Source organism: Pseudovibrio sp. Alg231-02 (assembly GCF_900143565.1).
Lineage (GTDB): Bacteria > Pseudomonadota > Alphaproteobacteria > Rhizobiales > Stappiaceae > Pseudovibrio.
Window position 1 is genome coordinate 70041 of sequence record NZ_FREX01000010.1, and the last position, 18797, is coordinate 88837.

Here is an 18797-nt window from a genome sequence, read left to right on the forward strand (position 1 = left end):
CTAAGTGAAACTACAGAGTGCACGACTATTTATGATAACAAAAGAACAAAAAAGTGTCATACATGATGCCATTTAGGCATCAACTTTAGGCAAAATCTTCTCCAATCTTGCCTCTGCTTGCTCAAGAAAAATCGCTGGCGCCAGTGCAAGCCCACGCAACGACGAGGTGATGACGCAAAAATGGCCGCGTGTCAGCTGTTCATCAACAAGCGGTTTGAAAAGCAGCCGTTTGCTCGCCAATTCTTCTTCCAAACCAATGACCGTCTGAAACGCCACCATCTCACCAGAGCGCACCAGATGTTTCATAAAGCGAAGAGAATTGGCCTCCACACTGCTGTGCCCACCAATAGAACTGTGAGAAAGCGCCACATCCAGCCGGGCACGAATGGAGATCCCGCACGCTGGCATGGCAACCGGATACTCAAAGCACTGTGCAAGACTAAGTTGCGTCTCTCCTGCCAGCGGATGCGTCGGAGCCATGATTGCCCCAATCTCCAATGCCTTCTTGTAGGTGATGTTAAGCGCATCGGTATCCGGTGGTTCAAATGTGAACCCTACATCCACCTCTGCCTTCTCAACGGCCTGCGCAACCCGCTCAGCCCCCATCACCTGTACATCCACATGAATGCCGCTGTAATCCTTGTGGAACTGCGCAATCACCTCAGGCAACAGCGCTTCGGTCACACTCTCAACCGTTGCAATCGAAACCACACCACGACGAAGACCTTTTAGCGCATCCAGCTCCGCACCGGTCGCTTCCAGATCGGATAGCGTCCGCCGAATATGTGCCAGCAGAATTTCCCCTGCAGAAGACAGACGGATCGTGCGGCCAACTCGCTCAAACAGCTCCATTCCAAGCTGCTTTTCCAGCGTAAGAATTTGCCGGTTCACCGCAGAGGACGCCACATTGAGTTTGCGCGCCGCCGCCCGAATGGAGTTCTCTTCCGCAGCCGCTGCGAAATAGCGAAGCGCTGGGCCGTAAAGATACCGCGACCGATCCATCAATCCTCCCAATCCCTCAAACGTATTTAGGGAATAATCACTGTTGCACCGGTGGTTTTACGCCCTTCCAGATCGCAGTGCGCCTGCGCAATGTCCTTCAGGCTGTAACGCTGGTTGATCTGAATATTAATTGTCCCGTCAGCCACAGCAGCAAACAGGTCCCCAGCGGTCTCTTCCAGCTCCCAACGCTCAGCAATGTAATTGAACAGCGTCGGTCGCGTCGCAAACAATGAGCCTTTCTGAGACAGGATGGCCATGTTGAACTCAGGGAGCGGCCCGGACGATTGACCAAAGGAACACCAAAGCCCACGTGGACGAAGGCAATCCAGCGATGCAGGATATGTATCCTTGCCCACACTGTCATAAACCACATCACAGCCGCGCCCATCGGTGATCTGACGCACCCGCGCTACCCAGTCCTCGCTCTTGTAATTGATCACATATTCATAACCATTGGCCTGAGCCAGCCGGGCTTTTTCTTCCGAGCTGACTGTCCCGATCACCCTTGCACCAAGGGCCGACGCCCATTGACCAACGATAAGCCCGACACCGCCAGCCGCTGCGTGGTAAAGCAAAGTCGTATCCGCTCCCACGTTGTAGGTCTCGCGCAGCAGGTAGCGTGCGGTCATGCCTTTCAACATTAAAGCCGCCGCTTGCTCATTACTCACACCTTCAGGGATCTTCACAAGCACGCTGGCGGGAATATTACGCTCTTCACTGTAAGCCCCCAGCGGTCCTGCATATGCCACACGGTCCCCAAGAGCGAGCCCGGTCACGCCTTGCCCAAGCGCAACAACAATCCCTGCCCCCTCATTGCCAGGAATAAACGGGACGCCATTTGGTGCCGGATAAAGACCAGAGCGAAAATAGGTATCAATAAAGTTGAGCCCGATCGCAGTGTGCCTGATCCGAACTTCACCATGCCCCGGATCAGGCAGGTCCACATCCACGTGTGTCAGAACGGACGGATCACCAGTTTTTTCAACGCGAACAGCAAAGACCATATGGATTTTCCCTTACAAAAGCTGGAGGCGGAGTTTGGACAGAATGCCGCTAACTTGCAAGCACCTTTGGGAAAACCATGCTCCACCCTGAGAAATGCAAGCATCAAAGCAAAAAGCCCGACCAATTGGCCGGGCTTCTAAAAAACTCATTTGTCGAGAATCACATCTTGCGAAACAGCTGGTGAACAGCCCCAACGCAAAACAGATAAAGGCTCGTTGCCGTGATCAGCGCAAACAACCAGCTATCGATAATAAAATCCTGATAAAGGGCAACCGCAAGTGCAGCACTCCACACGATGAGAATGCCCAGGGTCAGCGGACGCCACTTGACAGTGCGCACCGGGTGGACGAACTCGACAGGAGCAAACGTCAGCACAGAACACAGCACCACCATGCCGATGATGATCCATGGCGGAGACTGCAGTGCAACCAGCACAACAATCACCATATTCCAGACACCAGGGAAGCCAAGGAAGCCACCGCTTTCTGTCTTCATGTTGCCGTCAGCGAAGTAGATCGCGCCGGTAAACACAATGACAGCACCAGACAAAAGTCCCCAGAACTCTGAGAGAAGGCCGCTTTGGTATAGCGCGAAAGCAGGCAGGAAAACGTAGGTCGCGTAATCAATCACTAAATCCAGAATAACGCCGCTCCAGCGCGGCAGGCGATTCTGAATGTCATATTTACGTGCTAAAGGACCATCCAGCCCGTCGACAACAAGTGCCACCCAGAGCCAGAAAAACATCATAGGCAGATTGCCGTTCGCTCCAGCGACAAGCGCAAGCAACGCAATGGGGGCCCCCAATGCGGTGAGGATGTGAATGAGGAACAGCCGGGAGTTGGTCTGACCGGTCAACTTTGGGTCCTTTGTTATTCTTTAAGTGAAGGTACCACTTAGAACAATCTATCGCCCAAAACTTCAATAAGAGGTAAGTCCGCCCGAGCGAAATAGATGTTTGCACCGCCCCATAGCAGAAGTGCGATACCTATTCCATAGCTTGTAAACGGTGTTTTGCTCTTTTTTTCAAGTGTCATTATGAGACCAAGCAGCGCGATCCAAATAATATTCATGATTCCCACTGCAAACATAAGCACCATGAGTGCCCAACAGCACCCCAAACAGTACAAACCTTGCTCGATTCCAAACTGGAAGGCACTTTGCTTTTGCTCACCAGAATGCAGAGCCAATGCAACATTGGGCGTCCGGCACCGGTCAAGACAAGCCTGCTTGGCAGGCGTAAACTGATAGATCGCGGCTGCAATGACAGTTGTAATCGTCAGTGTAGAAAACACCGGCATCATCATCGGGCTCATCACACCCAGCTCATGCAGCACGCCCTGAGCAACAGTCGCGACAACGGAAAACGCAACCCAGATAGCCAGATACCCGCCAGCCACCACATAAATAGCCTTGCCACCACGCGCTTCATGATAGGTCTGTAGCATGGGCATGGCAGTCGGCAACATCATGGCGAGCACCATCATGAACCACATCACAAACAACAGAAAATAGTCGTAAAGGCCCATATTCACCAGCGCTGGCATCCCAAACGCTTCCTGAGCCAATGGCAAACACAGCGAGGCTAGCTGAACACGCACATGTTCCGGCAGGCCTTGGAACATGTTGAACTGATTGAACAGCTCCATGCCTGGGCCCATCTCGCCCATATCCATGCGAGAGATCATGTCGATAACCATGGCCGCCAGATAAACCCAGCCCAAAACCACAGCACCACCCAGCACAATGTACGGGAGCCGATAGGACAACTGTAAATCCGTCTTCGGACTGGTAACTGACATAACCAACCTCAAAATCAATCAGGACAGGCCGAAACTCTGGGGTTCCGGAACCGGCGCAATTTATGCAGCTTCTCTAATAGACCAGTAATAGTCCCAATGCGACATTGATTTAGTTCAAATCTAAACTGGAACCTGCGACATGATGAAGCTGGCGCAACGAGACCTCTCCGCTTTCACTAGGGGACTATCCGCGTGCGGCACCTTGAAACCGATAGGTTTTATCCCCTAGATACTTGGGTAATAGAACGCAAACAAAATGCGGAACGAAAAAATGGCAGCCAATCTTGCAGCAGACAGCACCAAAGGCAAAAACAACGACCTCACGCCGTCGCAGGAAAAGAGCTACGATTGCGCTGTAATCGGCACTGGCCCGGCTGGCATGATCGCCGCCCTTGCCCTTGCCAGCAATGGACTGGAAACTGTGCTGATCGGCCCACCAGTCAACCTCAATGATGCCCGTACCACCGCCCTGATGGATGCCTCCCGCCAGTTTCTCGATAATATCGGCATCTGGAAAGACTTGCGTTCAGCGTTTACACCGCTGGAAAAGATGCGCTTGATCGACGGCACAGATCGCCTTTTGCGCGCACCAGAAACCACATTTTCCGCCTCGGAACTGGACCTGCCTGCCTTCGGTTACAACATCCTCAACAAGGACTTGAACCGGGTGCTGTTTGATCTTGTGAACAACAACGAGCTCATTGAGCTTGTCGAAGACACAATCAAAAACGTCTCCAGTAATGACCACAAAGCCACCATTGAACTGAGCAATACGCCAGACATCAGCTGTCATGTCGTCATCGGCGCAGATGGACGAAATTCTGTGGTACGCCGCTCCGCTGGCATTGAGACAAAGAACTGGAAGTACCCGCAAGCAGCGCTCGTTCTCAATCTCAAGCATGACCTGCCGCATTACAACATCTCTACCGAGTTCCACCGCAACACTGGCCCATTCACCATGGTCCCGCTGCCAGGTAAGACCTCTTCCCTTGTTTATGTGGAAACGCCAGAACGCGCCGAAGAGCTGAACAATTATAAGGACGAAGCTCTCGAAGCCGAACTGGAAAAACTCAGCAAGTTCGTTCTGGGTTCACTTAAACTAGCAAGCCCAAGGCAGGTCTACCCACTCTCCGGCCTGACAGCCGTTCACATGAGTGGCAATCGCTCACTGCTTATGGGCGAAGCAGCCCACGCCTTCCCGCCAATCGGAGCCCAGGGTCTCAATCTGTCTCTGCGCGATGTAGCCGTTGCGACAGAACTGCTGGCCAACGCAAAGCACACCAAGGCAGATATGGGTTCGGCTGAGTTGCTGCAGAAGTATGACCGCAGCCGCAAGGCAGACGTGATCAGCCGCACAACGGCCGTAGACCTGCTCAACAGATCTTTGCTGACGGATGCCTTACCTGTTCAGATGCTGCGTTCTCTGGGGCTCTACACAGCCTCCAGAATCCCACTTGTACGTCGTCTGCTGATGCGTGAAGGCATCGCTCCATCCTGGAGCCTGCCAACACTGATGCGCGCGCAAAACGATTAAGGCACCAGTATTCCAGATTGAATGAGATAAATGAGCGTTGGCAACGTAATAACAGAGGCCAACGTCCCATAAAGCACGGCTGTAGACGCGCGCTCGACATAGCTCGAGTAGTGCTGAGCTAGCACATAAACATTCGCAGCCGGCGGCAACGCCGCCATGAGAACAGCTGTTGAGACCCACAGACTGTCAAAGCCACCAATCCACTCCAGCAGCACAAATGCAAGGATTGGGTGCACCACCAGCTTGATAAGCAACAGGACCGGCAGTTCCTTCGCCGTTCTCCGGCTTGGCTGCAAGGCAATCGTCACCCCCATGGCAAACAATGCACAAGGTGCCGCAGCTTGTCGTAAAAACGAGATGGTCTGATCGAGTGCAACAGGTGGCTTGAACTCAATTGCAGCAGCCAGAATTCCCGCAAACACCGCAAGAATAAACGGGTGAGTGATGATCTTCTTGAAAATCTCAAAGGCCAATGGCCCAAACTTAATGTTCCGTGCCCCACCAATCGACATCATCATGGGAACGAGAATGAACAACAAGATTGTATCAAAACACAGGATCAAAGCCGTCGGCACCGCCGCCCCTGCCCCAAGAACAGCAAGCGTAACGCCCGGCCCCATGTAACCAATGTTGGAATAGGAACCAACCAGTGCCTGCACAGTCGCCTCACCGATACTGCCGCGCAATATGAAGCGCGCAAAAGCATAAGCCAGCACAAACATTGCGAAGGTGGAAAATGTGGTCGCAGCGACAAAGTCAAAAGTGGCAAGTTCTTCCAGCGGCGTTTCAGAGAGCAACTGAAAGAACAGCGCAGGCAGAGCCAGATAGATCACGAAAAAGTTCATCCATGACAAACCCTCTCGTGAGAGTTTCGCACCGCGACCAGAAACAAACCCTAGGAAGATGAGCAAGAAAAATGGCATTGCCAAATTAACAACATTGAGCATCTAAACCATTTCCCCATGCAATTTTTTAGTGTTCTCCGCATCCAACTGGAGAATGAGTTGCTTTTGAAATGCTGATTGGCTAATCACCATGTCCGAGTTGAGCGTATATAGCCATTCTACAGAGGTTGGCATACCGGCAACTACGACACTATAGTATGCGAGTAAACGGAACTGGAAAGCTCCATCCGCCCAAAGGCCAAAATGAAAGCTAAAAAATCCCGTCGCCCACTGACACGTCGCGAGAAGCTCAGCTTTCGTGCTGAATGGCTGGCTCTAAGATTTATCGGCGGAATTCTGCGCTCTATGCCGCTGGATTGGTCCTCCGCTTTCATGGGAAACATGTGGCGTCTGATCGCCCCCATGACCCATAGGCATGCCCGTGCCAAAGCGCACATCATGGCCGCCTATCCGGAAATGACGCTCAATGAAGCGGATAAAATTATCAGGGATATGTGGGAAAACCTTGGTCGAGTCTCTGCTGAAACCGTTTTACTTTCCAAAATCCACAAGGATCCGAGCCGCGTCACCTACGTAAATCCAGAGGTCTTTGAACCCTCGGTTGGTGAAGGCGCCGTTCTTGTAACCATGCACTCCGGCAACTGGGAGGTTGTCTCCGACAAAGCCGAGGAACTTGGTCTTCCGCTCGCTGGTGTCTATCAAAAACTGAAGAACCCTTACTCTGAAGGGTATTTGGTCGAAAAACGTAATTTCCTCTATAAGCTTGGCCTGTTTTGCAAAGGCCACGACACCGGCACAAAGATCATTTCAATCCTGCGTAAAAAGGGTTCTGTTGCCTTCGTCGCAGACGTACGTGACCATCGCGGTGTCAAAATTGAGTTCTTCAAGCAACCGTCAGCAGCAACGCACATTCCAGCTGCGCTCGCCCGCACCATGAACAAGCGTCTCATCGCTGTGGTTGCTCGCCGCAAAAAAGGCTCCCGCTTCGACATCATTGCCAAAGAAATCCCAGTTGCTCGCACCAAAGACCGTGTACAGGATGCCATCACCACGACACAGGCAGTGCACGATCAGTTCGAAGAATGGATCCGCGAAGAACCATCCCAATGGATGTGGATCATGAAGAAGTGGATTTAGCCCGCTCCCCCACGGTGTATCTCTCAAATGCCGGAGCTGGTTTAAGTTTAAGACACGCTCCGGCAAAAGCTAAAGCCCTACAATCAGTTCTAACGAAAGACTGACCGCTTCAGGACTTAGCCCAAAGAGCTGATTTTGCACCGCACAATATTCTGTATACTCCCCTTTGAATTTCAATTTCGGCTCGGGAGGGAGCTAGCCAGATGAAAACCTATCGTTCCTATTATAAGCCTCTGGCCATTGGTGCCCCAACACCGTTTGCTGAGCCGCCTGTCGCACTGGAGCGCATGATCCACTTCGTGCCGCCGCATATCGAAAAGATGCGTGCAAAGATCCCGCAGATGATCTCTCAAGTGGACGTAATTCTCGGCAATCTGGAAGACGCGATCCCAGCGGACGAAAAGCTCAATGCCCGCGAAGGCTTCATCCAGATGGCCAATGACAATGACTTTGGCACCACAAAGCTCTGGACGCGTATCAACTCGTTGGAAAGCCCATGGGTTCTAGATGATATTACCGAAATCGTGACCCGCTGCGGTGACAAGCTTGATGTGATTATGCTGCCAAAAGTGAATGGCCCATGGGACATTCACTATCTGGATCAGCTGCTCGCTCAGCTCGAAGCCAAGGCAGGTGTGACAAAACCGATCCAGATCCACGCCATTTTGGAAACGGCTGAAGGCGTCAACAACGTAGAAGCCATCGCCACCGCCAGCCCGCGCATGCATGGCATGAGCCTCGGCCCAGCAGATCTCGCGGCCTCCCGCGGCATGAAGACAACTCGCGTTGGCGGCGGTCATCCTGACTATCAGGTACTTGCAGATGCCGACGGTGACGCACCGCGCGCACGCTACCAGCAAGACTTATGGCACTATACTGTAGCCAAAATGGTAGATGCATGCCTTGCTGCAGGCATTAAACCCTTCTACGGACCTTTCGGAGATTTCAGCGACCCAGCCGCATGTGAAGCCCAGTTCCGCAACTCATTCCTCATGGGCTGTCTTGGAACCTGGACATTGCACCCAAGCCAGATTGGCATTGCAAAATCAGTCTTCTCACCAGAGCCAGATGAAGTGAAATTTGCTCGCAGGATTCTGGAAGCAATGCCGGATGGAACCGGCGCAGTCATGCTGGATGGGAAAATGCAGGATGATGCAACCTGGAAACAGGCAAAGGTGATCTGTGACCTAGCTGATCTGGTCATCTCCAAAGACCCGGATTTGGCAGAATCTTTCCAATAATCAATCCTGAAGAGTGGTCGGCGCCACTCTTCAACCCTGCGGATGTGCATATCAATGAAATGTGAGGAGCTATTCATCCCCAAACGTCACATTTTGATCGGTTTGTGCTGCCTCTCGCCTCTTTGCTGCGCTATATAGCTTGACAATAAGAGCATGGCATGACCTTTAAGGCGCCCTGACAAGATACAGTATCTTCGAAAGCTTGGTGGATTATGGAGACAATTAGAACCGCGAAATTCAGAATTGGACAGGTCGTACGTCACCGCCTGTACCCGTTCCGTGGCATAGTCTTCGACGTTGATCCCACATTCGACAATACAGAAGAGTGGTGGGAGTCAATTCCCGAAGAAGCACGCCCAAGCAAGGACCAGCCTTTTTATCACCTTCTCGCTGAAAACGCTGAGAGTGAATACATTGCTTATGTCTCGGAGCAGAATCTGGAAAAAGACGACAGTGGCGAACCTGTGAGACACCCGCAGGTCGATGAGTTTTTTGATGAGACCACCGATGGAGACTACATCGTCAAGGATGTGGAAATTCATTAAAGCCGGTTCCTGAATTCTCTTCATGGAAACCGCATCTTTTTAAAATCATCAGATCAATAAAAAACCCGAAGGAAAACTCCTTCGGGTTTTTTAATTCTTAAAGCGAAAACCAAATTACTGGTTTGCTTGTCGCTGCTGCTCAATCAGCTTCTGACGAGCGGCTTCAGCACGTTTCTGAAGTTCAGACTGCAGGCGCTCCTGCTTTGCCTGGAGTTCTTCAGGCTTAATAGCTTCACCATCATAAATACGGGTGAACCCTTTCAAAGTAAGGTCGAATGGACGTGCCTTACCCTGCTGGTTCAACGTAGTAATGATCAGCTTGCCACCTTTTTTCAGGCCACCGATGAAGGTGTCATCAATAACCATCTCGGCAATACAAGCGTTTGGAAAACAAATTGTATATTTAGCTTCAGACTGTTTGCCACCATCAACCTGTACACGAAGACCAGGCTGAATCAGCATTCCTGGAGGAACAGCAAGGTGCAGCAACTTGCGGCTTTCGCCGGTCACTTCACGCACAACAGCTTGAGCTAGGAACTGGCCTGTGTCCGTGCGCAGTTCTTGTGTGATAAGGCAAAATTCTTTCTTGGATTTAGGATCAGTGTTACAAACTTTCACCCAAGCATCGTCTGCCTGTGCATTCTGTGCAACACTGGTGCCTGCAAAGCCAACAGCGGCCATTGCTGCAATAATCCCACCAGTCAGAACGCCCTTAAAATTAACGGCCATCCCAAATTTCCTCAAAGTTTGATCCGGTGCAAAACGATGCCTCCGGCAATTACGCAGCAACCATTTTTTAAGTTCAACAGTGTTTTGACTGCTTGTTCGGCGCCAAGCATACTCAGAACAGAGCTGAAAAAAAGGCAACGCTTCTGTTAAATGCTACTTATGTACTCTTTAAACGCCTCGGAACCATTTTTCCACCTATAGATTGGGGTGGTTACTGTCCTTTTCCAAAGCCTCGTAGGCTGAAATTTCCTCAGAATCGTATTATTGCTAGTTTCTGCGGACGCCCTAGGAGAAATTCTAATGACTAAATTCCGATCCTATGTGAATGGAATAAACAATTTTACGAAAGGGCTTGTTGTCATTTCCGGTATGGCAACATTAGCTTGTTCAACTGCACTGGCTCAGGATACCGTTCCTTGGAGCCATGGCATTGCAATGCATGGGAAACCTGCGCTGCCAGCAGATTATACTCACCTGCCCTATGCAAACCCGGAAGCTCCTAAAGGCGGTCGTCTTTCTCTCGGCGTTCAAGGTACATTTGATAGTCTTAATTCCTTTGCTCTCAAAGGGGCATGGACATCCGCACGCGGCATGAAGGAACGTCAGATGGGTTCTTTCATTCTGGAGAGCCTCCTTCTTCGCACCAATGACGAAGCATTCACATTATATGCACACCTTGCTGAAGCTGTGCGCATGCCAGACGAGCGAAACTGGATCGAATTTCGCCTGAACCCTGCAGCAAAATTCTCCAACGGTGACCCGTTAACCGTTGAAGATATTATCTTTTCTCTTGAAACCATCCGCGATCATGGCCGCCCGCCTTATGCGCGTTGGTATGGCAAAGTCGTCAAGTTCGAAAAAACGGGGGCACATTCTGTAAAACTGCATTTTAAAGATGGCAGCGACCGCGAGCTTCCACTGCTCATTGCTCTGGCCCCTATTTTCAACAGCCGCACAACTGATCCCGAAACGTTCGGCAACACCACGCTGACACCACCAATCGGAACCGGCCCTTACATTTTCTCTGAAATCGACCCAGGTAGACGCACCACCTACACACGCCGCGACGATTATTGGGCAAAAGATCTGCCACAGAAAATCGGCTTCGATAACTTCAATGAAGTGACCGTTGATTACTTCAGAGATTATAACGCCTTGCAGGAAGCATTCCGCAAAGGTGACACAGAAGCGCTCATTTATGGCAATCCAAGCCTTTGGGAGAATGCGGGTGACTTTCCTGCATTTGAAGAAGGCAAGGTTGTCAAAGACGTATTTGAACGTGGCACGCCACCGAGCATGACCGGCATTGCGTTCAACACCCGTCACCCCCAGTTCTCTGACAAACGCGTCCGCCAAGCTCTTGGCATGCTGTTAGACTTCCAATGGATCAACAGAACCCTCTTCAACGGACTGTACAAACGTACAGACGGATATTGGGACAACTCTGAACTGTCCTCCATTGGGCGCCCGGCGAACGAGTTGGAAAAGAAACTTCTTGAACCATACCCGAATGTGGTCACAGACGAGGTTCTGGCAGGAACATGGCGCCCATCCGAGGCTGATGGGTCAGGGCGTGACCGCAAGGTATTACGCGACGCACTGAGCCTTTTCAAACAGGCAGGGTACAAACTTGATCAAGGCAAACTGATCAACACAAAATCCGGCGAGCAGCTCAACTTTGAAATTCTTGTTCGCGTTCAGGACGAAGAGAAAGTCGCGCTTGCATTGCAGCGCACAGCCAAACTTCTGGGTATCGAAATCTCAGTGCGAACCGTCGACGCCGCCCAGTTCGAAGAACGCCGCGCTTCTTTTGGGTTTGATGCCCTCTTCAACACTTGGTTTGCTTCCCTTTCTCCCGGTGGTGAGCAATATGCGCGCTGGTCATCTCAGGCAGCAGACACCAAGAGCTCCAGAAACATCGTTGGCGCAAAAGAACCTGTAATCGATGCATTGATCGATGCCATGGTCGCGGCCCGTACCCGTGAGGAGTTTGTAGCCGCAGTCCGCGCATTCGACCGTGTTCTGATCTCGGGCTTTTACGCAATTCCACTCTATCACGCCCCTGCTGAGTGGGTTGCACGATGGACAACCGTTGAGCATCCAGCCAAATCACCGCTTTACGGCATGCAGTTCGATAACTGGTGGGATGCACCTAAAGAGTAGATAAACACATAAAAATTAGGCTGCGTTCTTGATGAAGGCAGCCTACTCAACAAAAGTGTCTATTAACCAACTTGTCGAATCTCTAATTTCTCAGTCGCTTAGCGGACTTACCTTAAATGATACTGTCAAATACCGATGCCATTGCAAACCACAGCACAACTGGAGTTTGGGGCAATATCACTCTTGATATGCTGTTCCGGCGTGCTGCGCAAAAACATCCAAACCGCTTGGCATTGGTCGATGCACCCGACAGAGAAACATGGACCGGCGGCAAGCCACGCCACCTGACCTATGCCGAAGCAGAGCAGGAAATCAGCAGAATTGCTGGCTTCTTCGCAGCTGTAGGGATGGAGCCCGATCACATTCTGGGCCTGCAATCTCCCAATACAGTCGATAATGTTCTTTGCATTCTTGGAGCTCTGCGCGCTGGCCTGATTGTTTCCCCCTTCCCGCTGCACTGGCGCCACTCTGAGATTTTACGCGCACTCAGCACAGTAGATGCCAAAGCACTGATCACAGCAGATCGCGTTGAGACCCGCATGCTCGGCGAAGAAGCGCGCGACGCTGCCGCTGACTTTTTCTCTCTGCGTTTCGTTTTTGGCCTTGGCAGCGACATTCCCGACGGCCTCATCGATATGGCACCTATGCTGGCTGAGAGCGGGGATTCCTTCCCGGAGCCGGTGGTAGAACGGGACGGCGCACCTGCCAATCACGTCGCCACACTCACCTGGGTTCACTCTGGATCTGAAATCAGCCCAATCCCACGCAGTCATAACCACTGGGTCTCCACAGGCCTCATGCCGTTTCTTGAGACAAGACTGGAGCCAGGTGCACGGATTTTGCTGCCGTATATTTTGTGCGGAATTACCGGAATTGGCGCCGGTTTGGTCCCTTGGCTACTGAGCGAAGGGACGCTGCATCTCCACCATCCACATGCTTTATCCACATTAACGGATCACGCACGCTCCATTGAGGCAAATTATATTTTAACCCCTGGACCGCTTGCGTCTCACATCGATGGGGCCTTGGAAGGCTGGAAAACAAACACCGTTGCCACATGGGCAATCACCTCACCAACGCCTGCCAAATACAAAGCCAAAGGCATCGTAACAGACCTCCATGTGTTGGATGAATATGCACTGGTGGCACATTTGCGAGGAACCTCTGAGGAGCCTGTCCCCCTCATTCCGGGCAACCAGTTTGCCCCAAGCACATCCACCCACGGCCCGTGCCTTATTAATATTGATCCCGTTGAAATAAATGAGGAAAATTCACAGGGAGTTTCGACAACAGCGCCCGGATACCACCTCAAACTCAAGGGTGCGATGGTCCCGGATGCAGATTGGCCGACCAACGAATCTCATCTAACATTCTTCAGCAACGAGCAAAATGAACATGGGCTGATTACTCAAATCCCTGTTGGCGTACATGACGTTACTGGAGCAATTCATGGCTTTGGAACGCCCGGTCAAAAAGCGCCCGGTTTGCTGGAGCTGGAACGTCTCGACGAAATATACAGTGAATTCTCGGGGGTAAAAGAAGCGGCTGCTTTTCTGGTAGAAGATGAATTAATGGGTGCACGCCTTATGGTCGCGGTGGTACCGTCAGAAGGTCTTCTCGTTGATGTGGAGGCCTTTTACGCCTACCTCGACGCATCACGCGTCAGCCTGACAATGATGCCACATAGAATTCTGTCACTTCGCGCATTGCCAATGACAGAAGATGGCACTGTAGACCGACAGAAATTGACCAGACGCTCCCAGCCAAAACCGGTGGAAGCGGTTGCCTGAGAGGATGAATGGCCGATCATAGCCAACCATTAGAGACTGAAACGCACGATTCCAGTTGGGGCAAAATCCTGCTGATCGCACCGGTGCAAAATCATGTCTTTGATATGTTGGAGCCTTTGACCGTGCTATCCGATCGTCTGGTCGCAGTTCGAACCAGCGCGCAGCTCATCGACGAGCTTCAGGGTGCAAACGTTCTTCCCATATGCATTCTTTTGCCATGGCAGGAAGATAACCCTCCTGAGCTTGATGAACTCACGCAAACCATTAGGCAATTCCGAAAAGGCCCCGGTGTCGAAGTTCCACTTCTTATTATTACAAGTGGCAGTGTGCCTGTTCCGCTGGATTTAAAGCCAAGCGCAACTGTGAGTGATGCAATACCACCAGATGTTCTACTGCCACGCATTGCCGGTTTGAGGCGTCTTGCTAACAGAGCTGAGGAAGCGCGCCTGCGCCGTGGCCTATTTGGTCCATTGCCAGAGTATAAGATCGAATTTGGCCCGCTAAAATCTGCGGGACTACTCGTTGCTGGGTTTGGCAAGCACTTTGGACGCACGCAAGCTCTGTTGGATATGCCTGTAGAAATCGTCAGCGGTTTCTCCTCCGATATGACAGAGGATTATCTGACAGCGCGCCGATTTGAAGCTGTCTTGATCGACATGCCCGCATGGCAAGCTTGCGAAGAGATTGAGCGCCTGCGAGCTGACCCACGTTATTTCAACTTACCCATACTTGCCCATAGCGTTGACGAGGAGTCCGCACACCTTCTTTATTCAGCAGGTGCAACTGATGTCCTGCTCGGTGAGGTCTCAGATAAAGCGCTCACGGGTCATATCATTAGCGCCTTGCGCGCAGGCAGACGCCAGCGTTTGACCGATGCAATCCTGACTGTTTCCAGCCAATGGCTTGCACGTCAGGATAATGATGATTTCCTTTCCGAGCAAAAATACCTCAACTACTTGAAACTTCTGGAAGAATCTACGAAACGCCGTGGTGAGTCCATCTACGAACTTAATCTTCTTGAACTCATAGAACGTTTCACTGGCAGCAACCCCCAGGCATTCGCACAGCATCAAATATACTGGAGCGGAACTGTTCTTTCCATAGCCATGGCCGTTTGCCGTGATGAAGACTTCGTTGCTAACATTGAAGGTCGCGGACCCGTCGCCGTTCTACGCAGCAAAAAAGGCATGGAACAGCTCTCCAACCGCGTGCTCGTCATGGTACGCACCACAGGCTTGGGCAACGGATAAGCTCTTCCACCTCCTCACGAAACTGTGAGAGTTTTCATGGAAAACTATCGGATATTCCTGATAGATTGTAGAGCTAACGCGACAAACCCATAACTGAGAATACAGATGTCTACTACTGCCCCGATTGTCATTGATGTTATCTCCGATGTCATGTGCCCATGGTGCTTCATCGGCAAACGCCGACTGGAGAAAGCCTTGATGCTGCTACCAGACAGCACCGTAAAAGTTCAATGGCACCCCTACCAACTTGATGCGACCCTCCCAAAAGAAGGCAAGGATCGCAAAAAGTATCTGGAAGACAAGTTTGGCGGAGCTGAACGGGCAAAAGAGATCTACGCGCAGGTATGCAATGCCGGTGCAGCAGAAGAAATTGACTTCAAGTTTGAGGCAATCACGAAATCCCCTAACACAATCGACAGCCACCGGTTGATCCGCTGGGCCCGTTCTGAAGGCATGCAGGACGCGATGGTCGAAGAGCTGTTCAAGCTTTATTTCACAGAAGGTGCTGACCTGACCGATAAGCAAGTCCTGACCAACGCCGCCGAACGCGCAGGCCTCAACAGCAAGCTCGTTTCTGATCTATTGAACACGGATCAGGACGTAAAAGAAGTTGAAGCAGATGTAGTCCGTGCTCATGAAATTGGCGTAACAGGAGTTCCCTTCTTCATCATAGATGGCCGCTTTGCTGTGGCAGGAGCAGAAAACCCCGAAACACTCGCAGCAGCAATCCGCCACGCCGAGGAAACAAAAACTGGCGATTAAAAGAAGTAGCCGCGTCTTTATGCGCTCAACGAGCTTCTGAAGATAAATTCCAAGCGCAACAACAAAGCCACATATTCAACTGCTGGATTTCAATAGTGGCTCTGTTTTGCTTGCAGGTATAACCTTGCATGCATGAGCCTTAGGACTTTCATCGCGCTGCTACTAACTCCCATTGCCATTTGGCTTGCAAGTATTGCAGCGCTCTTCGTGATTAGTTCGAGCACTGACTGTTCATTTTCATCGAAAGGTATAAGCCCCTGCATCATTTATGGGATTGATCTTGGGCACTCTTTGTATGATCTCGGTCTGATGGCGGCATGGGGTTTCCTAGCCGTCCCGTATATGTGGGGTTATCTATTTGCAGGGTGGTTCATATTCAAAGTCGGAACCTTTTTGTACGGCATTTTCGTCAGGATGTAGAAAGCAAAAAAACCGGCCCAAATGGACCGGCTTTCTTAATTTCAAGCAAATGCTGAAGGTCTTATCCGCGCAGGATAGAACGACCAGCAAACACGCCCTGGAGGCCCAGTTCTTCTTCGATACGGATAAGCTGGTTGTACTTAGCCATACGGTCAGAACGGGACAAAGAACCTGTTTTGATCTGGCCACAGTTGAATGCAACTGCCAGGTCAGCAATGGTGTTGTCTTCGGTTTCACCTGAACGGTGAGACATGACAGAAGTGTAGCTTGCACGGTGCGCCATATCGACAGCTTCCATGGTCTCAGTCAGAGAACCGATCTGGTTCACTTTCACGAGGATGGAGTTTGCAGTGTCGTTTTTGATGCCGCGAGCAAGACGCTCGGAGTTGGTCACGAACAGATCGTCACCTACCAGCTGACATTTATTGCCGATCGCTTGGGTCAAAGACTTCCAGCCATCCCAATCTTCTTCAGCCATACCGTCTTCGATGGAGAATACTGGGTACTTGCTCACCAGATCTTCAAGGTAGCGAACCATTTCATCAGAACCAAGGATCTTGCCCTCGCCCTTCAGGTTGTATTTACCATCCTTGTAGAACTCGGTGGAAGCTGCATCAAATGCAAGCATCACGTCGTCACCAGGGGTGTAACCAGCTTTCTCAATAGCGTTCAGAACGAAACCGATCGCTTCATCAGTAGAACCGATACCAGGAGCAAAACCGCCTTCATCACCCACATTGGTGTTGTGGCCAGCAGCGGAAAGACCTTTCTTGAGCGTATGGAAGATTTCACAACCCATACGAACAGACTCACGCAGAGAGCTTGCGCCCACTGGCATGATCATGAATTCCTGGAAATCGATTGGATTGTCAGCATGCTCACCGCCGTTGATGATGTTCATCATCGGAACTGGCAGCGTGCGTGCACCAAAACCGCCCACATAGCGGTAAAGTGGCATCGCAGCCGCTTCAGCAGCAGCTTTCGCAACAGCAAGAGAAACGCCCAAAATAGCGTTTGCACCAAGACGGCCTTTGTTTTCGGTACCGTCAAGTTCGATCATAGCACGGTCAACTTTGATCTGGTCTTCAGCGTCCATACCGCCGACAGCATCAAAGATCTCACCGTTTACAGCTTCTACAGCGTCCTCAACACCCTTGCCAAGGTAACGCTCACCGCCATCGCGGCGTTCAACAGCTTCAAATGCGCCAGTGGAGGCGCCGGACGGAACTGCAGCCCGACCGAAGGAGCCGTCTTCCAAAAGCACATCAACTTCAACAGTTGGGTTGCCGCGGCTGTCAAGGATTTCGCGACCAATAATGTCGATGATAGCAGTCATCTAAGAGTACTCCAATGTACTTGTAGAGTGTGGAATTTTGGCTCTAAGAGCTTTTACCCGAGGTACTGCCCCCAAGGAAGAGAAGAGACCGTACCCTTCTGTAAATCCTTGGGAATAAACGAATGTATTTTGTCGCACCTCTACGTAAAAACGCAGTATTTTGTCACTTTCCTTAGGTGCCGTGAAATATCTAAAGCGTAAAACTTCCGTTTTTCGCGATCCGATCAAACTCCTGCAGCCACAGCAGCAAGTCTTTGAGTCGGTTTAGAGGAATCATATTCGGACCATCAGATGACATGGTGTTGTCAGGATCGTCATGAGTTTCCACAAACAGGCCTGCAATGCCAACGGCAACAGCAGCACGTGCCAGTGTTGCAACAAACTCGCGCTGCCCACCAGATGTGCCACCAAGGCCGCCTGGCTGCTGTACAGAGTGAGTTGCATCAAACACCACAGGAGCACCCATGTCCGCCATAATCGGCAGAGCGCGCATGTCTGAAACAAGTGTGTTGTAGCCGAATGTTGCGCCACGCTCGCACAGCATCACATTGGAGTTGCCACTCTCAACCACTTTGGTCATGACGTTTTTCATGTCCCAGGGCGCGAGAAACTGCCCCTTCTTCACATTCAGCGCTCTGCCGGTTTTAGCAGCAGCAACAAGAAGGTCAGTTTGGCGGCACAGATAAGCTGGAATCTGCAAAATATCGCAAACTTCACTAACTGGCGCACAATGGTTTGGCTCATGCACATCGGTAATCACCGGCAAGCCGTAGGTTTCTTTGATTTCGGCAAAAACCTCCAGACCTTTGGCCATGCCCATACCGCGGCTGGCAGACAGACTAGTCCGGTTTGCCTTGTCGTAGCTCGCTTTAAAAACCAAACCTATATTCAGCTCTTCTGCAATTTCTTTGACAGCCTGAGCCATTTCCATGGCGTGTGCGCGGCTCTCCATCTGGCATGGTCCAGCAATAAGAGAAAACGGCTTATCATTTGAAAAGACAGCGTTTCCAACTGAAACTTCTGAATTTGGTTGAGACACGAAGAGATCTCCTTAAAGGCGTGAATATAATCCAAAAGTTGATTAGGCGCTTTGGCTCCAAATTACAAGAGCAGGAACGATGCGATGCACTCCACAGAGACCTTTGACATACGCAGATCTTACAGCCAGTCCTCCAAGTC

16 protein-coding genes are annotated in these 18797 nt (G+C 51.1%); 8 read left to right on the forward strand and 8 right to left on the reverse strand.

From position 1 onward, the window contains the following. Positions 1-72: 72 nt before the first annotated feature. The 4 genes from DHN43_RS22035 to DHN43_RS22050 all read right to left on the reverse strand — a co-directional run bounded on the left by DHN43_RS22035 (position 73) and on the right by DHN43_RS22050 (position 3806). Positions 73-1002 carry a LysR family transcriptional regulator gene (locus tag DHN43_RS22035; protein ID WP_108820064.1) on the reverse strand — a complete coding sequence of 310 codons (930 nt, stop codon included), beginning with the start codon at positions 1000-1002 and terminating at the stop codon, positions 73-75. A 26-nt stretch (positions 1003-1028) separates the two neighbouring features. Continuing rightward, positions 1029-2006, reverse strand: a complete 978-nt coding sequence (locus DHN43_RS22040; protein ID WP_108820065.1) for a quinone oxidoreductase family protein — start codon at positions 2004-2006, stop codon at positions 1029-1031. 160 nt (positions 2007-2166) lie between these two features. Then, complete coding sequence (locus tag DHN43_RS22045; RefSeq protein ID WP_063288779.1) at positions 2167-2862, reverse strand: CDP-alcohol phosphatidyltransferase family protein; 696 nt, start codon at positions 2860-2862, stop codon at positions 2167-2169. 38 nt (positions 2863-2900) lie between these two features. Continuing rightward, positions 2901-3806, reverse strand: a complete 906-nt coding sequence (locus DHN43_RS22050) for a DUF2182 domain-containing protein (protein ID WP_063311220.1) — start codon at positions 3804-3806, stop codon at positions 2901-2903. 271 nt (positions 3807-4077) lie between these two features. Here DHN43_RS22050 and DHN43_RS22055 point away from each other — a divergent pair, with 271 nt between their 5' ends. Next, a complete protein-coding gene (locus tag DHN43_RS22055; protein ID WP_208995566.1) occupies positions 4078-5340 on the forward strand; it encodes a UbiH/UbiF family hydroxylase in 1263 nt (420 codons plus the stop codon). On the opposite strand, the gene DHN43_RS22060 is transcribed toward DHN43_RS22055, so the two are convergent. After that, positions 5337-6287, reverse strand: a complete 951-nt coding sequence (locus DHN43_RS22060; RefSeq protein ID WP_108820067.1) for an AEC family transporter — start codon at positions 6285-6287, stop codon at positions 5337-5339. The genes DHN43_RS22055 and DHN43_RS22060 overlap by 4 nt on opposite strands. A 201-nt stretch (positions 6288-6488) precedes the next feature. Between DHN43_RS22060 and DHN43_RS22065 the strand changes: the two genes are divergently transcribed. The 3 genes from DHN43_RS22065 (at position 6489) to hspQ (ending at position 9168) form a co-directional block, all read left to right on the forward strand. Next, on the forward strand, positions 6489-7382 hold the full coding sequence (locus tag DHN43_RS22065; protein WP_063288783.1) for a lysophospholipid acyltransferase family protein: 894 nt from the start codon (positions 6489-6491) through the stop codon (positions 7380-7382). Positions 7383-7585: 203 nt separating this feature from the next. Continuing rightward, positions 7586-8623, forward strand: coding sequence for an HpcH/HpaI aldolase/citrate lyase family protein (locus DHN43_RS22070; protein ID WP_108820068.1), 1038 nt, complete (start codon positions 7586-7588; stop codon positions 8621-8623). A 212-nt stretch (positions 8624-8835) separates the two neighbouring features. Then, positions 8836-9168, forward strand: a complete 333-nt coding sequence (gene hspQ, locus DHN43_RS22075; protein ID WP_057466287.1) for a heat shock protein HspQ — start codon at positions 8836-8838, stop codon at positions 9166-9168. A 114-nt stretch (positions 9169-9282) separates the two neighbouring features. Here the strand turns inward: hspQ and DHN43_RS22080 are convergent, their stop codons facing one another. Then, entirely contained in the window at positions 9283-9897 is a 615-nt protein-coding gene (locus DHN43_RS22080) for an invasion associated locus B family protein (RefSeq protein ID WP_057466286.1), read from the reverse strand. A 300-nt stretch (positions 9898-10197) separates the two neighbouring features. Between DHN43_RS22080 and DHN43_RS22085 the strand changes: the two genes are divergently transcribed. The 4 genes from DHN43_RS22085 (at position 10198) to DHN43_RS22100 (ending at position 15862) form a co-directional block, all read left to right on the forward strand. Further along, complete coding sequence (locus DHN43_RS22085) at positions 10198-12060, forward strand: extracellular solute-binding protein (protein ID WP_108820069.1); 1863 nt, start codon at positions 10198-10200, stop codon at positions 12058-12060. A 116-nt stretch (positions 12061-12176) separates the two neighbouring features. Further along, positions 12177-13850, forward strand: a complete 1674-nt coding sequence (locus tag DHN43_RS22090) for a class I adenylate-forming enzyme family protein (protein ID WP_108820070.1) — start codon at positions 12177-12179, stop codon at positions 13848-13850. An 8-nt stretch (positions 13851-13858) separates the two neighbouring features. Beyond that, on the forward strand, positions 13859-15100 hold the full coding sequence (locus DHN43_RS22095; protein WP_108820071.1) for a DNA-binding response regulator: 1242 nt from the start codon (positions 13859-13861) through the stop codon (positions 15098-15100). A 105-nt stretch (positions 15101-15205) separates the two neighbouring features. After that, entirely contained in the window at positions 15206-15862 is a 657-nt protein-coding gene (locus tag DHN43_RS22100) for a DsbA family oxidoreductase (RefSeq protein ID WP_108820072.1), read from the forward strand. 481 nt (positions 15863-16343) lie between these two features. Here DHN43_RS22100 and eno read toward each other — a convergent pair whose 3' ends face one another. Both eno and kdsA read right to left on the reverse strand, forming a co-directional pair. Next, positions 16344-17618, reverse strand: a complete 1275-nt coding sequence (eno, locus tag DHN43_RS22110; RefSeq protein ID WP_057466281.1) for a phosphopyruvate hydratase — start codon at positions 17616-17618, stop codon at positions 16344-16346. Between the two features lie 190 nt (positions 17619-17808). Continuing rightward, positions 17809-18657 carry a 3-deoxy-8-phosphooctulonate synthase gene (kdsA, locus tag DHN43_RS22115; RefSeq protein ID WP_108820074.1) on the reverse strand — a complete coding sequence of 283 codons (849 nt, stop codon included), beginning with the start codon at positions 18655-18657 and terminating at the stop codon, positions 17809-17811. Positions 18658-18797: the final 140 nt, after the last annotated feature.

Bases quoted from the DNA above. Each gene is read 5' to 3' on its own strand.
- DHN43_RS22035 (WP_108820064.1), bottom strand. From the start codon at position 1,002: ATGGATCGGTCGCGGTATCTTTACGGCCCAGCGCTTCGCTATTTCGCA.
- DHN43_RS22040 (WP_108820065.1), bottom strand. From the start codon at position 2,006: ATGGTCTTTGCTGTTCGCGTTGAAAAAACTGGTGATCCGTCCGTTCTG.
- DHN43_RS22050 (WP_063311220.1), bottom strand. From the start codon at position 3,806: ATGTCAGTTACCAGTCCGAAGACGGATTTACAGTTGTCCTATCGGCTC.
- DHN43_RS22055 (WP_208995566.1), top strand. From the start codon at position 4,078: ATGGCAGCCAATCTTGCAGCAGACAGCACCAAAGGCAAAAACAACGAC.
- DHN43_RS22060 (WP_108820067.1), bottom strand. From the start codon at position 6,287: ATGCTCAATGTTGTTAATTTGGCAATGCCATTTTTCTTGCTCATCTTC.
- DHN43_RS22065 (WP_063288783.1), top strand. From the start codon at position 6,489: ATGAAAGCTAAAAAATCCCGTCGCCCACTGACACGTCGCGAGAAGCTC.
- DHN43_RS22070 (WP_108820068.1), top strand. From the start codon at position 7,586: ATGAAAACCTATCGTTCCTATTATAAGCCTCTGGCCATTGGTGCCCCA.
- hspQ (WP_057466287.1), top strand. From the start codon at position 8,836: ATGGAGACAATTAGAACCGCGAAATTCAGAATTGGACAGGTCGTACGT.
- DHN43_RS22080 (WP_057466286.1), bottom strand. From the start codon at position 9,897: ATGGCCGTTAATTTTAAGGGCGTTCTGACTGGTGGGATTATTGCAGCA.
- DHN43_RS22085 (WP_108820069.1), top strand. From the start codon at position 10,198: ATGACTAAATTCCGATCCTATGTGAATGGAATAAACAATTTTACGAAA.
- DHN43_RS22090 (WP_108820070.1), top strand. From the start codon at position 12,177: ATGATACTGTCAAATACCGATGCCATTGCAAACCACAGCACAACTGGA.
- DHN43_RS22095 (WP_108820071.1), top strand. From the start codon at position 13,859: ATGGCCGATCATAGCCAACCATTAGAGACTGAAACGCACGATTCCAGT.
- DHN43_RS22100 (WP_108820072.1), top strand. From the start codon at position 15,206: ATGTCTACTACTGCCCCGATTGTCATTGATGTTATCTCCGATGTCATG.
- eno (WP_057466281.1), bottom strand. From the start codon at position 17,618: ATGACTGCTATCATCGACATTATTGGTCGCGAAATCCTTGACAGCCGC.